The sequence below is a fragment of the Pseudomonas chaetocerotis genome, assembly GCF_015712105.2.
Taxonomy (GTDB): domain Bacteria; phylum Pseudomonadota; class Gammaproteobacteria; order Pseudomonadales; family Pseudomonadaceae; genus Aquipseudomonas; species Aquipseudomonas chaetocerotis.
Genome location: NZ_JACFYX020000011.1, coordinates 76,387 through 91,188, shown reverse-complemented (window position 1 = coordinate 91,188; position 14,802 = coordinate 76,387). Strand labels below are relative to the sequence as shown.

17 protein-coding genes are annotated in these 14,802 nt (G+C 61.8%); 9 read left to right on the top strand and 8 right to left on the bottom strand.

The genetic code is table 11. The annotated features are described in order from the left end of the window. Positions 1–5 precede the first annotated feature (5 nt). Together H3221_RS19180 and htpX are read left to right on the top strand one after the other, a co-directional pair. The gene (locus H3221_RS19180) at positions 6–452 is read left to right on the top strand and encodes a hypothetical protein (RefSeq protein WP_160017937.1); all 447 of its coding nucleotides are present in this window, start codon (positions 6–8) and stop codon (positions 450–452) included. A 94-nt stretch (positions 453–546) separates the two neighbouring features. Beyond that, the gene (htpX, locus tag H3221_RS19175) at positions 547–1,419 is read left to right on the top strand and encodes a protease HtpX (RefSeq protein WP_017676754.1); all 873 of its coding nucleotides are present in this window, start codon (positions 547–549) and stop codon (positions 1,417–1,419) included. Positions 1,420–1,478: 59 nt separating this feature from the next. Here the strand turns inward: htpX and H3221_RS19170 are convergent, their stop codons facing one another. Beyond that, positions 1,479–2,135, bottom strand: coding sequence for a thiopurine S-methyltransferase (locus tag H3221_RS19170; RefSeq protein WP_196474856.1), 657 nt, complete (start codon positions 2,133–2,135; stop codon positions 1,479–1,481). A gap of 105 nt (positions 2,136–2,240) precedes the next feature. On the opposite strand from H3221_RS19170, the gene H3221_RS19165 reads away from it, so the two are divergent. Next, a complete protein-coding gene (locus H3221_RS19165) occupies positions 2,241–3,008 on the top strand; it encodes a DODA-type extradiol aromatic ring-opening family dioxygenase (protein ID WP_196474857.1) in 768 nt (255 codons plus the stop codon). On the opposite strand, the gene H3221_RS19160 is transcribed toward H3221_RS19165, so the two are convergent. Then, the gene (locus tag H3221_RS19160; protein WP_196474858.1) at positions 3,005–3,589 is read right to left on the bottom strand and encodes a TetR/AcrR family transcriptional regulator; all 585 of its coding nucleotides are present in this window, start codon (positions 3,587–3,589) and stop codon (positions 3,005–3,007) included. The genes H3221_RS19165 and H3221_RS19160 overlap by 4 nt on opposite strands. A 103-nt stretch (positions 3,590–3,692) precedes the next feature. Between H3221_RS19160 and H3221_RS19155 the strand changes: the two genes are divergently transcribed. Beyond that, positions 3,693–4,130 (top strand): hotdog fold domain-containing protein, encoded by a 438-nt coding sequence (locus H3221_RS19155; RefSeq protein WP_196474859.1) that lies wholly within the window; start codon positions 3,693–3,695, stop codon positions 4,128–4,130. Between the two features lie 38 nt (positions 4,131–4,168). Here the strand turns inward: H3221_RS19155 and H3221_RS19150 are convergent, their stop codons facing one another. Both H3221_RS19150 and sohB read right to left on the bottom strand, forming a co-directional pair. Then, positions 4,169–5,158 carry a YhdH/YhfP family quinone oxidoreductase gene (locus H3221_RS19150; RefSeq protein ID WP_196474860.1) on the bottom strand — a complete coding sequence of 330 codons (990 nt, stop codon included), beginning with the start codon at positions 5,156–5,158 and terminating at the stop codon, positions 4,169–4,171. A 72-nt stretch (positions 5,159–5,230) separates the two neighbouring features. After that, positions 5,231–6,250 carry a protease SohB gene (gene sohB, locus H3221_RS19145; RefSeq protein WP_192980874.1) on the bottom strand — a complete coding sequence of 340 codons (1,020 nt, stop codon included), beginning with the start codon at positions 6,248–6,250 and terminating at the stop codon, positions 5,231–5,233. Between the two features lie 199 nt (positions 6,251–6,449). Between sohB and H3221_RS19140 the strand changes: the two genes are divergently transcribed. The 4 genes from H3221_RS19140 to H3221_RS19125 all read left to right on the top strand — a co-directional run bounded on the left by H3221_RS19140 (position 6,450) and on the right by H3221_RS19125 (position 9,589). After that, positions 6,450–7,148: a histidine phosphatase family protein gene (locus H3221_RS19140; RefSeq protein ID WP_196474861.1), complete on the top strand. Its 699-nt coding sequence runs from the start codon at positions 6,450–6,452 to the stop codon at positions 7,146–7,148. A 56-nt stretch (positions 7,149–7,204) separates the two neighbouring features. After that, on the top strand, positions 7,205–7,516 hold the full coding sequence (locus H3221_RS19135; protein ID WP_003459932.1) for an SCP2 sterol-binding domain-containing protein: 312 nt from the start codon (positions 7,205–7,207) through the stop codon (positions 7,514–7,516). Positions 7,517–7,737: 221 nt separating this feature from the next. Next, positions 7,738–8,805 (top strand): phosphotransferase family protein, encoded by a 1,068-nt coding sequence (locus tag H3221_RS19130; RefSeq protein WP_196474862.1) that lies wholly within the window; start codon positions 7,738–7,740, stop codon positions 8,803–8,805. 16 nt (positions 8,806–8,821) lie between these two features. Then, the gene (locus H3221_RS19125) at positions 8,822–9,589 is read left to right on the top strand and encodes an SDR family oxidoreductase (RefSeq protein ID WP_196474863.1); all 768 of its coding nucleotides are present in this window, start codon (positions 8,822–8,824) and stop codon (positions 9,587–9,589) included. Between the two features lie 234 nt (positions 9,590–9,823). On the opposite strand, the gene H3221_RS19120 is transcribed toward H3221_RS19125, so the two are convergent. Continuing rightward, positions 9,824–10,471 carry a hypothetical protein gene (locus tag H3221_RS19120; RefSeq protein WP_160017927.1) on the bottom strand — a complete coding sequence of 216 codons (648 nt, stop codon included), beginning with the start codon at positions 10,469–10,471 and terminating at the stop codon, positions 9,824–9,826. Positions 10,472–10,573: 102 nt separating this feature from the next. Between H3221_RS19120 and H3221_RS19115 the strand changes: the two genes are divergently transcribed. Beyond that, positions 10,574–11,353 (top strand): TSUP family transporter, encoded by a 780-nt coding sequence (locus tag H3221_RS19115; RefSeq protein WP_160017926.1) that lies wholly within the window; start codon positions 10,574–10,576, stop codon positions 11,351–11,353. A 91-nt stretch (positions 11,354–11,444) separates the two neighbouring features. Here the strand turns inward: H3221_RS19115 and nudC are convergent, their stop codons facing one another. From nudC to H3221_RS19100, 3 genes are read right to left on the bottom strand one after another with little or no spacing between them, the layout of a single operon-like run. Further along, complete coding sequence (gene nudC, locus H3221_RS19110; RefSeq protein WP_196474864.1) at positions 11,445–12,269, bottom strand: NAD(+) diphosphatase; 825 nt, start codon at positions 12,267–12,269, stop codon at positions 11,445–11,447. Beyond that, positions 12,269–13,948, bottom strand: a complete 1,680-nt coding sequence (locus H3221_RS19105; protein WP_196474865.1) for a ferrous iron transporter B — start codon at positions 13,946–13,948, stop codon at positions 12,269–12,271. The genes nudC and H3221_RS19105 overlap by 1 nt, the downstream gene beginning before the upstream one ends. A 37-nt stretch (positions 13,949–13,985) precedes the next feature. Then, positions 13,986–14,798: a crotonase/enoyl-CoA hydratase family protein gene (locus H3221_RS19100; RefSeq protein ID WP_196474866.1), complete on the bottom strand. Its 813-nt coding sequence runs from the start codon at positions 14,796–14,798 to the stop codon at positions 13,986–13,988. Between the last annotated feature and the right edge of the window lie 4 nt (positions 14,799–14,802).

Below are 14,802 nucleotides of genomic sequence, written 5' to 3'. Positions count from 1 at the left end.
CCGACATGGACCTGCAGATCGACGATTTCTACAAGGACGCCGCCAGCGGCCTGCTCATGCTCTATCAAGCCTTCCCGCGCAAGATGGCGCTGTACGTGGAAGACCTGATCGGGCGCGAGGAACCGGACGAGTTCGGCCTGCCCAGCAAGCGTCACCAGGCTTGCCTCGGCGCGCTGCTGTGGCTGGCCGAGGAAGGCTATCTGCGTTTCGAGTCGACCATCGCTTACGACGCGCTGGATCAGGCGGTGCTCAGCGAGAAAGGTTTTCTGCGCCTGTCACGCGCTATCCCCCATGCCTTGCGCGAGGGTGAAGTGCTGCCGCCAAGCGTGCGCCGCGTGCACGCCACACTGGCATTTCAGCTGCGCGAGGCCCTGGCCCAGCAGCACGGTGAGCGCACTGCCCGTCTTACTCGCCTGCTGTTCGAGAGCGCGCTACAGGGTCAAGAGACATAGTTTGAAATAGTCGCTGGTTGAAAGCCCCAGGGGGGCGCCCTTATATAGCCGGCATTACTCGTACGTCTTTCCCCGTGAGGAGTCCGTTCACACCATGATGCGCATTATGTTGTTCCTGGCCACCAACCTGGCGGTTCTGGTTATCGCCAGCATCACCCTCAAACTACTGGGGGTCGACCGCTTCACCGGCCAGAACCATGGCAGCCTGCTGATTTTCTGCGCCGTGTTCGGTTTTGCCGGCTCGCTGGTGTCGCTGTTCATCTCCAAGTGGATGGCGAAGATGAGCACTGGCACGCAGATCATCACCCAGCCGCGCACCCGTCACGAACAGTGGCTGTTGCAGACTGTCGAGGAGTTGTCGCGCGAAGCCGGGATCAAGATGCCTGAAGTCGGCATCTTCCCTGCCTACGAGTCCAACGCCTTCGCCACAGGCTGGAACAAGAACGACGCACTGGTAGCCGTCAGCCAGGGCCTGCTCGAACGTTTCTCGCCGGATGAAGTACGTGCGGTGCTGGCCCACGAGATCGGCCACGTCGCCAATGGCGACATGGTCACTCTGGCGCTCATCCAGGGCGTGGTGAACACCTTCGTTATGTTCTTCGCACGCATCTTCGGTAACTTCGTCGACAAGGCGATCCTGAAGAACGAAGACGGCCACGGCATCGGCTACTTCGTCGCGACCATCTTTGCCGAGCTGGTACTGGGCATCCTGGCCAGCATCATCGTCATGTGGTTCTCGCGCAAACGCGAGTACAAGGCCGACGAAGCCGGTGCTCGCCTGGCCGGTACCGGCGCGATGATCGCCGCACTGCAACGCCTGCGTGCCGAACAAGGCGTACCGGTGCAGATGCCGGACAGCCTGACCGCTTTCGGTATCAATGGTGGCCTGAAGAATGGCCTGGCGGGCCTGCTGATGAGCCATCCGCCACTGGAAGATCGCATCGAGGCGCTGCGACGCCGCGGCTGATCCATCTGGCACAGACAAAAAGGCGACCTTCGGGTCGCCTTTTGCATTGGCCTGCCGTATCAGCGGCGTGCCAGGTGAAACACCACCTCCTCCACCGCCTCGAGCTGATTCTCGATAAAGCGCGGGTTGCCACTCAGCACGTCCTTGCGCTCCACCTCACGCGGCACCCAGCCTGCACTGAAGTGCTGAACGACTTCGGCGTCATCGACCGAGAAGGGAGGACCATCCATGCGCTGCTGGTCGTACACCAGGGTCACCAGCAGGCCCTGGCAGGCTGGCGGCAAAATTGCCTGCAGATGAGCGACATAGCGCTGGCGCATTTGTGGCGGCAAGGCGATCAGTGCAGCGCGATCATAGAACGCCTGGCAGTCGGCAACATCCTCACGACTCAGGGCGAAAAAGTCGCCGCATAGAATCCGCAGCTTGCCCGCCTGGTAAATCTTGAACGCGCCGTGCTGAGCGATCTGCGGCTGCACATCACGCTCGGCGAAGAAATCCTGCACCGCGCGCTCAGCCAACTCCACACCAATCACGGCATGCCCTTGCTCCGCCAGCCAGGCCAGGTCGAGGCTCTTTCCACACAGCGGCACCAGTACTGCCGCATCCTCAGAGAGCCCGAGTCGAGCCCAGTGCCGGCGCAGATAGCCGTTGACCTTCTCCTGATGAAAGCCAATTTGGCTACGTGCCCAACGCTCCTGCCAGAACGCCTCTTGCATGAATGAAACCTCCACAAAATCGATAGGAATACTCAACTATTTATGCTGGAAATCGATAGGTCCAGCAACGAAGATGACGACATCCTACTTCAGGAGCTGATTGCGATGCTGCCCTCACTGTTCATATCTCATGGTTCGCCCATGCTGGCCCTGGATCCGGGTGCCAGCGGCCCTGCCCTGGCCAGACTGGCCGCCGAGCTGCCCAGGCCCAAAGCCATCGTGGTGGTGTCGGCCCACTGGGAAAGCCAGCGCCTGCTGCTGACGGCGGGCGAGCATCCCAAAACCTGGCACGACTTCGGCGGTTTCCCGGCTGCGCTGTATACCGTGCAATATCCGGCACCCGGCGCACCAGAGCTGGCCGCGAAGATCGCCGGGCAATTGAACGAGGCCGGCCTGCCGGCTGAGCTCGATGCTCAGCGCCCCTTCGATCATGGCGCCTGGGTTCCGCTGTCGCTGATGTATCCGCAAGCCGATATTCCCGTGCTGCAACTGTCGCTACCAAGCCGCATGGGCCCCGAGCTGCAGACCCGCGTGGGCCGTGCTCTGGCCAGCCTGCGTACACAAGGCATCCTGCTGATTGGTTCCGGCAGCATCACCCACAATCTCGGCGAACTCGACTGGCGCGCCGGACCGGACGTCATCACGCCCTGGGCCAAGGCCTTTCGCGACTGGGTGGTGGAAAAGCTCGAAGCGAACGACGAAGAGGTCTTGCACCATTACCGTCACCTGGCACCGAGTGCCGTACGCAATCACCCCAGCGACGAACACCTGCTACCGCTGTTCTTCGCCCGCGGTGCTGGCGGCGCCTTCAAGGTCGAGCACAGTGGTTTCACCTACGGTGCACTGGGGATGGATATCTATCGCTTCGGCTAGCCTCTGTTTTTCACACTATCCCAGGCGATCTGCGCCAGTAGCTCGCGGCACTCGCCAAGATTGCTCCGGGTGCGGCCTGCCAGCCAGTTGCGCGCCAGATCATGCGTTGGGCCAATCACCACCGAGGCGAAACAGTCATCCGGCAGCGCCTTGAACAGTCCCTGCCGACGGTACTCGGCGAGCGCCGTGAGAATCTGCGCAAAATGCTGATGATTGGCGTCGCGCAGGGTATCGCCCATCTCCCCCGCTTCGACCCGACCGCGGCTGTGCAGGATGAAACGCGCCCAATCCGGATTGGCCACCACCCAGTCGATATAGCTGGTCACCAGCAACTTGACGCAGGCCTCAGCGCTGGCTGCGCTGGCAAATCCGCGCTGCAGCAGGTCGGCGTATTGCGCGGTGCCGGCCAGATAGAGCGCGGCGATGATCCGCTCCTTGTTGCCGAAGTGATGATACAGGCTGCCGATACTCGCCCCCGAGCGGTCACGGATCATCTCGATGGTGGTGACGTCGACGCCGTGCTCGGTGAAGCAGGCCAACGCTGCCTGCAGGATCTCGTCTTTACGCGATGGACGGGCCATGCCGCTTCCTATGACTAGAATATTTTTCTAGAATAACTTTCTAATGCTCGTATACTGCCTCGGCGCGCGCTCATCTTCAATCGCCAATACGCAGGAGAGAGTCATGAGTCAGATGTTGCAGATGTTCCAGCAGGCCGGCGCTGCCCAGTTCAGCGCGATGATCGGCCAGGTCGCCCCTTACTTCGCCACTATCGCTCCGCAGATGGTCGAGCTGCGTCCCGGCTATGCCGAGGTCAGTTTCGCCAAACGCCGCGAAGTGCTGAACCATATCGGGACAGTGCACGCCATTGCCCTGTGCAATGCAGCCGAGCTTGCCGCCGGTAGCATGACCGATGCGTCCATTCCCAGCGGTTGTCGCTGGATTCCCAAGGGCATGACGGTGGAGTACCTGGCCAAGGCCGATGGCGACATCCGCACCGTGGCCGACGGCAGCAAGGTGGATTGGAGCCAGTCCGGCGACATCAAGGTGCCGGTGATGGCCTACGTCGGCGACAAGCCGGTGTTCCGCGCCGAGATCACCATGTACGTCAGCCAGGCCTGAAAATGCAGAGGCCCGTCATCGACGGGCCTCTGACTCACTCAGTCGAGTCGCACCAGGATACGGCCAACCATACCGCCGGAGAGTATCCGCTCGATGGCCGTAGGCAACTGGGCCAGGCCTATTTCCTGGCACAGCGGCGAAAGATCGAGCTTCCACTGCAGCGACAGCTTGTCCCACATGGAAGCCTTGACCACCAGTGGCAGCTCCACCGAATCCACGCCCAGCAGGTTGACCCCGCGCAGGATGAACGGCAGGACGCTGGCCTGGAAACCGACACCGGCAGTCAGTCCACAGCAAGCCACACTGCCGCTGTGGCGCAGCGACTTGACCACATTGAACAGGATGTCGCCACCCACTGTGTCCACCGCTCCCGCCCAGCGTTCCTTGAGCATCGGACGCTCACTCCCTTGCTGGAGCTCTTCGCGGCTGACGATCTCGTCAGCACCCAGGCCACGAAGGAAATCGCCCTGCTCGGCCTTGCCGGTCGCGGCAGCGACGCGATAGCCCAGCTGCTTGAGCAGCACCACGGCGATGCTGCCAACGCCGCCCGTGGCGCCGGTGACCAATACGGTGCCGGACTCGGGAGTGACACCGGCCTGCTCCAGTTTGTCCACACACAGCGCGGCGGTGAGGCCGGCGGTACCGAGAATCATCGCCTCGCGCAGCGGCAAGCCTTGTGGGCGCTTGATTGCCCAGGCGGCAGGCACGCGAATGTACTGGCCGAAACCACCGGCAGTGTTCATGCCCAGGTCGTAGCCAGTGACGATCACCTCGTCGCCCACGGCGAACTCGGCAACGCTGGAGGCTTCGACTACACCGGCCGCGTCGATACCGGGCGTATGTGGGTAAGCCTTGGTCACGCCTCGATTGCCGCTGGCGGACAGGGCGTCCTTGTAGTTGAGCGAGGAATAGCGCACGCGAATCAGCAGCTCGCCCTGCGGCAGTTGCTCGACGTTACGCTGGACCACTTCACGCTGGAAACCGCCATCGACGCCTTCGCTGACCAGCAAGGCCTTGAAATCGGTCATCATCCTCTCCTCTTGTCGTGGCTCGCGACTGCGCGGCGCAAGTCGCTCGTGCAGTCCATCATGAACGAAGCGTTACCAGAAGCGCTGCTGATTGAGTCTGCTCAACCAGGTCAGGACGAAGCGATCTGCCGCCATACTGGCAGCCAGCCCGACGCGCTCCTGCAGGCTCTTCTTATGAGCGAAATGCAGATGGAACAGTTCAGCCTCGACGGCGCGCTCGGCCAGGTACTGATCGCTGGTCTTGAGTTCGTCAACCAACAGGCGCTCCTGCGCCGCCATGCCCAGCCAGATCTCACCGGTGGCAATGGCATCGATGTCCAACTGTGGGCGGTAACGGGCAACGAAGCCCTTGAACAGTTCGTGGGTGGTCTCCAGGTCTTCCTGGAATTTTTCCCGGCCCTTTTCGGTGTTCTCGCCGAATACGGTCAGCGTGCGCTTGTACTCACCAGCCGTCAGCACTTCAAAATCGATTTCGTGCTTCTTCAGCAGGCGATGCACGTTGGGCAACTGCGCCACCACCCCGATGGAGCCAAGGATGGCGAACGGCGCGCTGAGAATCTTCTGGCCGATGCAGGCCATCATGTAACCGCCGCTGGCCGCCACCTTGTCCACGCACACAGTCAGCGGGATGCCGGCATCGCGGATGCGCACCAGTTGCGACGACGCCAGACCATAGCTATGCACCATACCGCCGCCGCTTTCCAGACGCAGCACCACTTCGTCCTCGGCCTTGGCCATGGACAACAGCGCCGTCACTTCGTGGCGCAGGTTGTCGGTGGCTGACGCCTTGATATCGCCATCGAAGTCCAGCACGAACACCCGCGGCTTACTGGGCGGCGCCTTCTTCTCCTGCTTGGCAGCCTTGGCCTGCGCCTTGCGCGTGGCCTTGAGCTGATCCTTGGACAGCACGCTGTGCTCCAGGCGCTCACGCAGATCCTTGTAGAAGTCATTGAGCTTCTGAACCTGCAACTGACCGCTGCCGCGCCGCCCTTTGCCGCGCGTGGCAGCGATCGCTACCAGCACCACGACGATGGCGACCACCAGGGTCAGGGTTTTCGCCAGAAAGCTGGCGTACTCGCTAAGAAACTCCACGGATCCCCCTTGGGTAATGCGGCGGCGCCTGAGCGCACAAAGGCTCAAGCATACCGGCGCAGCGCCTCGCCGGCCAAGCGTGGCAGCACCGCACAATGGACATACAAGCAATTCAAACAAGCGTATGTTTTTTCGTTGACAGCCTTTGAGCTTCCTCATACCCTCGCCAAACATTCAACGTGCCGGGACCAATACGGACGTGGGCAGCATCTATCTGATTCGACATGGCCAGGCCTCATTCGGTGCAGACGACTACGATGTCCTGTCTCCCGTCGGCGTGCGCCAGGCCGAAGTACTGGGTGAACACCTGGAGCAACTCGGCATCGCCCTCGATCGTTGCGTCAGTGGCAGCCTGCGCCGCCAGCAACACACCGCCAACGCCACCCTGCAGCACATGAGCAACGCGCCGGCGCTGGATATCGATGAAGCCTTCAACGAATTCGATGCCGATGCGGTGATTCGCACGCTGCTGCCAGATCTGCTGCCGGAAGAACCCGAAGCCCTGCATATCCTGCGCAACGGTGCGCAGAACCGCGCCGAATTCCAGCGCCTGTTCGCCAAACTGATCCAGCGCTGGATTTCCGGCGAGCATGACAAGCCCGGCCTGCAAAGCTGGCAGGCCTATGTCGAGCAGGTCGAAGGCGGCCTGCAGCGCATCCTCGAGCAAGCAGGCAGCAAACAGAATATCGCCGTATTCACCTCCGGCGGTACCATCACCGCCCTGCTCCGTCTCATTACCGGCGTGCCGGCGGCAAAGGCCTTCGAATTGAATTGGCAAATCGTCAATACCTCACTCAGCCAGCTGAAATTCCGCGGCAACGAGGTGAGTCTGGCTTCCTTCAACAGCCATGTGCATTTACAGCTGCTGAAGGCGCCGGAGCTCATCACCTACCGATGAGCTCCAGCCCACTGCGGCCGCGAGGCTGCGCGAAAAAACCGAAAAAGGATAAGACCATGAGTGTTGCTGACATCGCCCAAACCATGCAGTCCAAGTTCAACGCCAGCGCCGCTGCTGGCCTGGATCTGGTATTCCAGTTCAACATCGAAGATGGCGAAAACTACGCGCTGATCGTCAAGGATGGCACCTGTGCCCTCGAGCAAGGCGACAACCCGAACGCCAACGTGACCCTGATCATGGACAGCGAAACCCTCAAGGGCATCGTCAGCGGCGAAACCGACGGCATGCAGGCCTTCATGGCTGGCAAGCTGCGCGCCGAAGGCGACATGATGCTGGCGATGAAGCTGGGCGAACTGTTCCCGGTCTGATCGGCGAACTGAGCGCAAAACACGAAAACCGGAGTCCTGGCACTCCGGTTTTTTTTGCCCGTGATGTGCGGCCAAGGTGATAAACCGAAATGACTGATCAGGCAGTTTGATCGAGGTGCAACACGCCCGCCAATAACGGCGCGTATTGCTTGTGACAGCCTGAGTGCAGCATTAGATTAACCAATTATCTAGGGCACCCATCATAAGCAGAAGGGATAAGCATGGCGCTCACCGACCAATCCACCCGAATCCGTACCGGCGAAGAACTCGACGCCGACGTCATCGACGCTTATCTGAAAGCCAATATTCCGGGCCTGAGCGGCGCAGCCAAGATCAGCCAGTTCCCCGGCGGCGCTTCGAACCTGACCTACCTGATCGAATACCCGCAGCAGGAATTCGTCCTGCGCCGCCCGCCGTTCGGCCACAAGGCCAAGTCGGCGCACGACATGGGCCGCGAATACCGCATTCTCAACCAGCTCAACGCTGGCTTCCCTTACTGCCCCAAAGCTTACGTGCACTGCACCGACGAGTCGGTGATCGGCGCCGAGTTCTACGTGATGGAGCGGGTCAAGGGCATCATTCTGCGCTCGGACATGCCGGCCGAGCTGAATTTCAGCGCCGAGCAGACCAGCGCGCTGTGCAAGAGCTTCATCGACAAACTGGTCGAGCTGCATAACGTCGATTACAACGCCTGCGGCCTGGGTGACCTGGGCAAACCCGAGGGCTATGTTGGGCGTCAGATCAAGGGCTGGAGCGAGCGCTACGAGAAAGCCCTGACACCGGACGCACCGACCTGGGAGCCGGTCAAGGCCTGGCTGAATGACAAGATGCCGGCCGATCACCACAAACCGGGCATCGTGCACAACGACTACCGCTTCGACAACGTGATCCTAGACCCGAACAACCCGATGCAGATCATTGGCGTGCTCGACTGGGAGATGACCACCATCGGCGACCCGCTGATGGACCTGGGCAACACCCTGGCCTACTGGATCGAAGCCGGTGACCCGGCTCCGGTGCAACTGATGCGCCGTCAGCCGAGCAACGCGCCCGGCATGCTCACGCGCCAGCAGTTCGTCGACTACTACGCCGAAAAGGCCGGCATCGAGATCAAGAGCTTCGACTTCTACTACACCTACGGCCTGTTCCGCCTGGCCGGTATCGTGCAGCAGATCTACTACCGTTTCTACCACGGCCAGACCCAGGACAAGCGCTTCGCCCAGTTCATTCAGATGAACAAGCTGCTGGAGCAGATGTGCCTGCAGGTCATCGGCAAATCCACTCTCTAACCCCGGGGTAATCACAATGTCCAAGACCCAACTGTTCGACCTCGACGGCAAGATCGCCTTCGTTTCCGGCGCCAGCCGCGGCATCGGCGAAGCCATCGCCAAGTTGCTGGCCCAGCAAGGCGCGCACGTGATCGTCTCCAGCCGCAAGATCGAAGGCTGCCAGGCCGTGGCAGATGCCATCACCGCCGAGGGCGGCAAGGCCACCGCCATCGCCTGCCACATCGGCGAAATGGAGCAGATCACCCACGTCTTCGCGCAAATCAAGGAACAGTTCGGCCGTCTCGACATCCTGGTCAACAACGCCGCCACCAACCCGCAGTTCTGCAACGTGCTGGATACCGATCTGGGCGCGTTCCAGAAAACCGTGGACGTGAACATTCGCGGCTACTACTTCATGTCTATCGAAGGCGGCAAATTGATGAAGGCAGGCGGTGGTGGCTCGATCATCAACGTCGCCTCCATCAATGGCGTCTCGCCGGGCGAATTCCAGGGCATTTACTCGGTGACCAAGGCCGCGGTGATCAGCATGACCAAGGTGTTCGCCAAGGAGTGCGCGCAGTTCGGCATTCGCTGCAACGCGCTGCTGCCAGGCCTGACCGACACCAAGTTCGCCTCGGCACTGACCAAGAATGACGCCATCCTCAAGCACGCCCTGCAGCGCATCCCGCTCAAGCGCGTGGCCGACCCGAGCGAGATGGCTGGCGCGGTGCTGTACCTGGCCAGCGAAGCGTCCAGCTACACCACCGGTGTGGCACTGAACGTGGACGGCGGCTTCCTCTCCTGAGGCCGGATGCCATGAACGACAAAGGCACCTTACAGGTGCCTTTTTTGTAGGGTGCGCCGGGCGCACCGCAAGCTCATTCGTTTTCATTGGTGCACACGGAGCGCCCTAATTCCACTCCTCTCCCGGCAGCTACAAAGGATCATCAACTTTGTAGGGTAGCCAGGCTGCGCTCCGCTTTAGCCCACCAATCATTATCTAATGCGGGCTAAAGCCCACCCTACATCTGCCCCTCCGCTACCAGTCTTTCAGCGCAGCTTCGGCGGCAGGGTTCATGGGTTCGGCCAGCAGGCCGGTCGGCGTCAGGCTGACGCTGTAAACAGCATCGGCGGCAATCGGCAGGTAGGTGACACGCAATGCCTGCGGGTCGAACAGCAGCAAATCGCGCTGATTCAGGCGCAACCATCGCCACAGGTCCACACCGTAGGGGCTTTCAGCCAACTGCACGCGACCATGTTGCGCCAATGCCTGCTGCTCGATGGCCAGAAAACGCCCGGACAGACGCTCAAGGCGGTAACCCGGCTCAAGTCCTATCAGCTCGGCCAGGCCTTTCCAGCGAATCAGGCGACCGTCGAGTTGCCACATGTCGCCCTCGAGCGTGACCGTGCGCTCGCGCCCTCCTTCGAGCAACGTCACCTGATAACGCTGCGGACCATCGGCCTTGAAGCTCAGCGTTACCAGCGGCTTGCCCGGCTGCAGAGGCTCGTAAGCATACAGATCGTAAGCCACCAGACCGACCAGGCCGGCCAGGGCGAGAAATGCCAGACCACAGGTGCCACGCAACCAGCCTAGGAACCAGCCCGTATTGAGCAGAATGCGCAATGCCACCAGCAGCACCAATACGGCCAGCAGCGCCACGGCCCAGGCCAACCCGTCGTATTGCATCGATTGCGTTCCTTCTCTGACGAAATCCCGGCATTATGCGCAGCTCTCCCCACGACGAACAGCCAGCAGGCTGCGCACTCGCCCACAAGTCGACACTTTAATATGCCCTTCGCTCTCGAGCTCGCCATCGATCCCAGCACACTGGCCATTCTCGCTCTGGTCGCCTTCATCGCCGGCTTCATCGACGCCATTGCCGGTGGCGGCGGCCTGCTGACCATCCCTGCCCTGCTTACCGCAGGTTTGCCGCCACATCTGGTGCTGGGCACCAACAAGCTGTGCGCCACCTTCGGCTCGGGCACCGCGGCTCTCACGTTTTATCGCCGCAAGCTGTTCGACCCGAAGCAATGGCGCAACGCGTTGCTGGCAACCCTGATCGGCGCCCTGCTCGGCGCCGTCATCGCGCACTGGATGCCGGCCGCCTGGCTCAACCAGATGCTGCCGGTGATCGTCTTCGCCTGCGGTGTTTACCTGCTGTTCGGACGTATGCCGGAGGCGCCAGCCGAACACGACCTGCCGATAGCGCGCGGTCGGCAATGGCCCCAAGGGCTTGGCCTGGGACTCTACGATGGGGTGGCGGGCCCTGGCACCGGCGCGTTCTGGACGGTCAGCAGCCTGCTGATGTACCCACTGGATCTGGTGCGTGCCAGCGGTGTGGCGCGCACCATGAACTTCGTCAGCAACGCGGCGGCGCTGGCCGTGTTCATCGCCTTCGGCCAGGTCGCCTGGGTGCTCGGTCTGACCATGGGCGCCGCGTTGATGGTCGGCGCCTTTCTCGGTGCGCGCACCGCGATCAAAGGCGGTTCGAAGTTTATCCGCCCGGTATTCATTACGGTGGTATTGGCATTGACCGCACGCCTGGTCTGGCAGCACTGGTTTGGCTGATTCGGCGGGCCATCCGGGACCACGCAGGAGCGGCTTCAGCCTCGAAATGGTCGGAGAGGTTCGCGCCTGAAGCGCTCCTGCATGAAGTGCTCTACGCCGGCAGCACAGGCTCGGGCCATCCCAACCGGCGCGCCACGTAAAGATCGATCAGATGGCGAGCGATGGAGCGCGACGCAGGCAGCGGTGGCAACTGATCGACACGGAACCAGCGCGCATCCTCGATTTCGTCTTCCTGCATGACGATCTCGCCACCGGCGTACTCGGCGTGGAAGCCAAGCATCAGCGAATGCGGAAACGGCCAGCCCTGGCTACCGATGTACTGCAGGTTACGCACCTCGACGCCGACTTCCTCACGCACTTCCCGCGCCACGCAATGCTCCACCGATTCGCCCGGTTCGACGAACCCGGCCAGGGTGCTGTAGACCCCAGTGACGAAACGCGGCGAACGCGCCAGGAGTATCTCGTCGCCCCGCGTGACCAGCACGATCATGCTCGGCGAAATGCGCGGATAGTGCTGCGATTCGCAGCTGTCGCAACGCATCGCACGCTCACCAGGAAGCTGGCGCGTCGACGCACCGCAACTGCCGCAATAACGATGTTCGGCGTACCAGGTGCCGATCTGCGCGGCATAGGCCAGCATGCGGAAGGTTTCTGCTTCCCCCTGCAGCATGAACTGACGCAGGCTTTGCCAGCTGCAGCCCTCCAGCGTCGCCGAGGGTTTGAGTTGCAGAAGGTAAACGGCATCGTCGCCGAAATGACCGATACCCTGCTCGCCGAGAATCGGCAGGTCCTGGCGCTTGATCCAATCACGCGGGAACAGCACGCCATTGCTGTCGGCGAGAAAGTGCTGCTGGTTATAGAGCAGCGCCCAGCCGCCAGGCTGGGCAGGATCGAGAAAGGTATTGCGCCAGACCATCAGGCTGCCACCGGCATGCCCAGTGCCTTGACGCTTTCTTCAGCCAGGTCGAGCACGCTGGGACGCGTTTCAGGACGCATAACCGCGCCCGCTTCCAGGTAGTACTCGAGGCTGCTCAAAGCATCAGCCAGGGTTTCCAGCATCTGCTCCGACGGCATTTGCGCCGACTCGAGCATGCGCGCCTGGATATAGTCGGCACAGGCACCGACCAGTATCGCGGCACGGCGCTGCTCGAGAAACCACAAGCCGCCACGCACGGCCTGCAGGCTGAACGGCACGTTGGACAGGTGCATCTTGTCGCCAGCCGACTCCAGGTACGCGGTGATCGCGCGCTTGGCCAGAGCCAGACCGGCCTGGGCCTCGTCGACCACGACGATACGAGCTTCGTTGAGCTGATGAGTAGCGAAAGAGTCAGCCTCATTGCCCGGCTCGACGGCAGCCGGCCTGATATCGTGACCTTCGCCACGTTCCAGGCTGGCCACCATGCCTTCGACATAGAGCACGGCATCGGCCAGCTTGTGCAACTGCTCAGCCTGTGGCGGCGTGTCTTCGCTCCAGGCGGCGACCAGCGGCAACTGCGCACCGAGCGAGTTGCCGGCAGAGTTCAGACCGACCATGCCCAAGGTCTTGGCCAACTTGCCCAGCAATGCATGCAGGGTGCCCAAGGTTTCGCCTTGCAAGGTGCCGCGCTCGAGCAGGTCGAGCATGTCCTTGACGCTGGCCAGTTCTTCGCGAATCGCCGTGGACAACGAACGCATCACCGCCTGGCCCGGCCCGGCCAGGCGCCGGTATTCCTCTTCCAGCAGGTGGTCGGTGAACGGCAACGGCGTGAGGCCGAACACTCCGCGCATGGCGCTGGCGTGCGGGCCATGGCTGTCGGCCAGCGCGACCAGATACAGCAGCTCTTTGAGCAAACTGCGCGGCGCTTCGTACTGCGGGTTACCGAGCATCAGCTTGAGTTCGCGATCGACCCGCGAGAACAGCTGCTTGCGCGATTTGCGTGGCAGCAGTTGACCATCGCACTGCGCTTCGATGGCAGCGGCACCAATCCAGCACATGCGCCCACGCGGCTCGTTGGCGAACAGGCTATCCAGGCGCGCCATGGCACGCACCATCAGCTTGAGGCTGGCCTGCGGATTCTGCTCACGGATGAAGCCCAGCAGCCCGACCTGATACATGTGGCGCAGGCGCTTGCCTTCGGTCAGCTTGGCCGCGCCATCGAGTGGTTGGGTAGCCGTGTGCGGCCGCACATGATCGAGGCGGACGCTGAAGAAGAAACTTTCCGGCAGCGGCTGCTGTGCGCCGGCCTGACGCAAATCATTGATTGCCGGAAGCAAAAGCTCAGGCATTTCCTGGCGATGGGCATCGACGTTTTCCAGATAACGGCGCAGCACATGCAGGGCATTGCTCAGTGCCGAGAGCTGAGCATCACGCTCCTCGCCAGCACCGGCGGGAATATCAGTGGCCTGATCAAGCACTTCCTGGGCCAGCAACTCGGCGCCGGCCAGCTCGATCAGGTTGAGCGTGCCGCGAACCTGATGCAGGCTTTCCACCGCCTGCTGCAACAGGCTACCGTTGTGCCGCTCGGCGATGAAATGCTCCAGGCTCTGCTCGGCCTCTTCCATGGTGACGAACAGCTCGTCGCGCACCAGATTCAGGGATGTGGCTCCACTTACCATGCTCTAGGCCTCGCAGCGAACATCAGCGAATACGGCATCAGTCGGCGAACTCCGGCTTCTGCTTGGTCATGTGCGCCGCCATGGCCAGGCGCAGGTCTTCCGACTGCAGCATGGCGGCATTCCAGGTAGCGATGTATTCAAGGCCATCATCGACCCGGTGATCGCGCATATAGCGAATCATTTCCTTGGTTCCACGCACGGCAATCGGCGACTTGGCGGCGATTTGTGCAGCGATTTCCATCACCCCGGCCAGTAGCGCCTCGTGATTTTCGTAGGTGCGATTGACCAGGCCAATGCGCGCAGCCTCGTCACCGTCGATGGTGCGCCCGGTGAAGGCCAGCTCGCGCATCATGCCGTCGCCGATGATGCGTGGCAGGCGCTGCAGCGTGCCGACGTCAGCGGCCATGCCCATGTCGATTTCCTTGATCGAGAACTGCGCATCGACGCTGGAGTAACGCATGTCGCAGGCGCTGATCAAGTCGATGGCGCCGCCAATGCAGTAACCCTGAATGGCAGCCAGCACTGGCTTGCGGCAGTTGTCGACGGCGTTGAAGGAAGCTTGCAGCTCGAGAATCTTGCGGCGCAGCGCCGAGGCATTGCGGCCAACGTCCTTGCCCAGTTGGGCACCGACCGAGGCCAGCAGCATCAGGTCGATGCCCGAAGAGAAGTGTTTGCCGGCACCGGAGAGCACCACGACACGAACTGCATCGTTGTCATCGACCCACTGGAAGATCTCGATGATCTCGCGCCAGAAGTCGGCATTCATTGCATTGACTTTGTCGGGACGGTTGATCTGCACATGGGCGATCTTGTCCGCCAGCTCGACGCGGAAGGCTTTGTAGTCGGACATGGCA

Excerpts from the sequence above, each read along its gene's own strand:
- H3221_RS19180 (WP_160017937.1), top strand. The coding sequence starts at position 6 with ATGGACCTGCAGATCGACGATTTCTACAAGGACGCCGCCAGCGGCCTG.
- htpX (WP_017676754.1), top strand. The coding sequence starts at position 547 with ATGATGCGCATTATGTTGTTCCTGGCCACCAACCTGGCGGTTCTGGTT.
- H3221_RS19170 (WP_196474856.1), bottom strand. The coding sequence starts at position 2,135 with ATGCAAGAGGCGTTCTGGCAGGAGCGTTGGGCACGTAGCCAAATTGGC.
- H3221_RS19165 (WP_196474857.1), top strand. The coding sequence starts at position 2,241 with ATGCTGCCCTCACTGTTCATATCTCATGGTTCGCCCATGCTGGCCCTG.
- H3221_RS19160 (WP_196474858.1), bottom strand. The coding sequence starts at position 3,589 with ATGGCCCGTCCATCGCGTAAAGACGAGATCCTGCAGGCAGCGTTGGCC.
- H3221_RS19155 (WP_196474859.1), top strand. The coding sequence starts at position 3,693 with ATGAGTCAGATGTTGCAGATGTTCCAGCAGGCCGGCGCTGCCCAGTTC.
- H3221_RS19150 (WP_196474860.1), bottom strand. The coding sequence starts at position 5,158 with ATGACCGATTTCAAGGCCTTGCTGGTCAGCGAAGGCGTCGATGGCGGT.
- H3221_RS19135 (WP_003459932.1), top strand. The coding sequence starts at position 7,205 with ATGAGTGTTGCTGACATCGCCCAAACCATGCAGTCCAAGTTCAACGCC.
- H3221_RS19130 (WP_196474862.1), top strand. The coding sequence starts at position 7,738 with ATGGCGCTCACCGACCAATCCACCCGAATCCGTACCGGCGAAGAACTC.
- H3221_RS19125 (WP_196474863.1), top strand. The coding sequence starts at position 8,822 with ATGTCCAAGACCCAACTGTTCGACCTCGACGGCAAGATCGCCTTCGTT.
- H3221_RS19120 (WP_160017927.1), bottom strand. The coding sequence starts at position 10,471 with ATGCAATACGACGGGTTGGCCTGGGCCGTGGCGCTGCTGGCCGTATTG.
- H3221_RS19115 (WP_160017926.1), top strand. The coding sequence starts at position 10,574 with ATGCCCTTCGCTCTCGAGCTCGCCATCGATCCCAGCACACTGGCCATT.
- nudC (WP_196474864.1), bottom strand. The coding sequence starts at position 12,269 with ATGGTCTGGCGCAATACCTTTCTCGATCCTGCCCAGCCTGGCGGCTGG.
- H3221_RS19105 (WP_196474865.1), bottom strand. The coding sequence starts at position 13,948 with ATGGTAAGTGGAGCCACATCCCTGAATCTGGTGCGCGACGAGCTGTTC.
- H3221_RS19100 (WP_196474866.1), bottom strand. The coding sequence starts at position 14,798 with ATGTCCGACTACAAAGCCTTCCGCGTCGAGCTGGCGGACAAGATCGCC.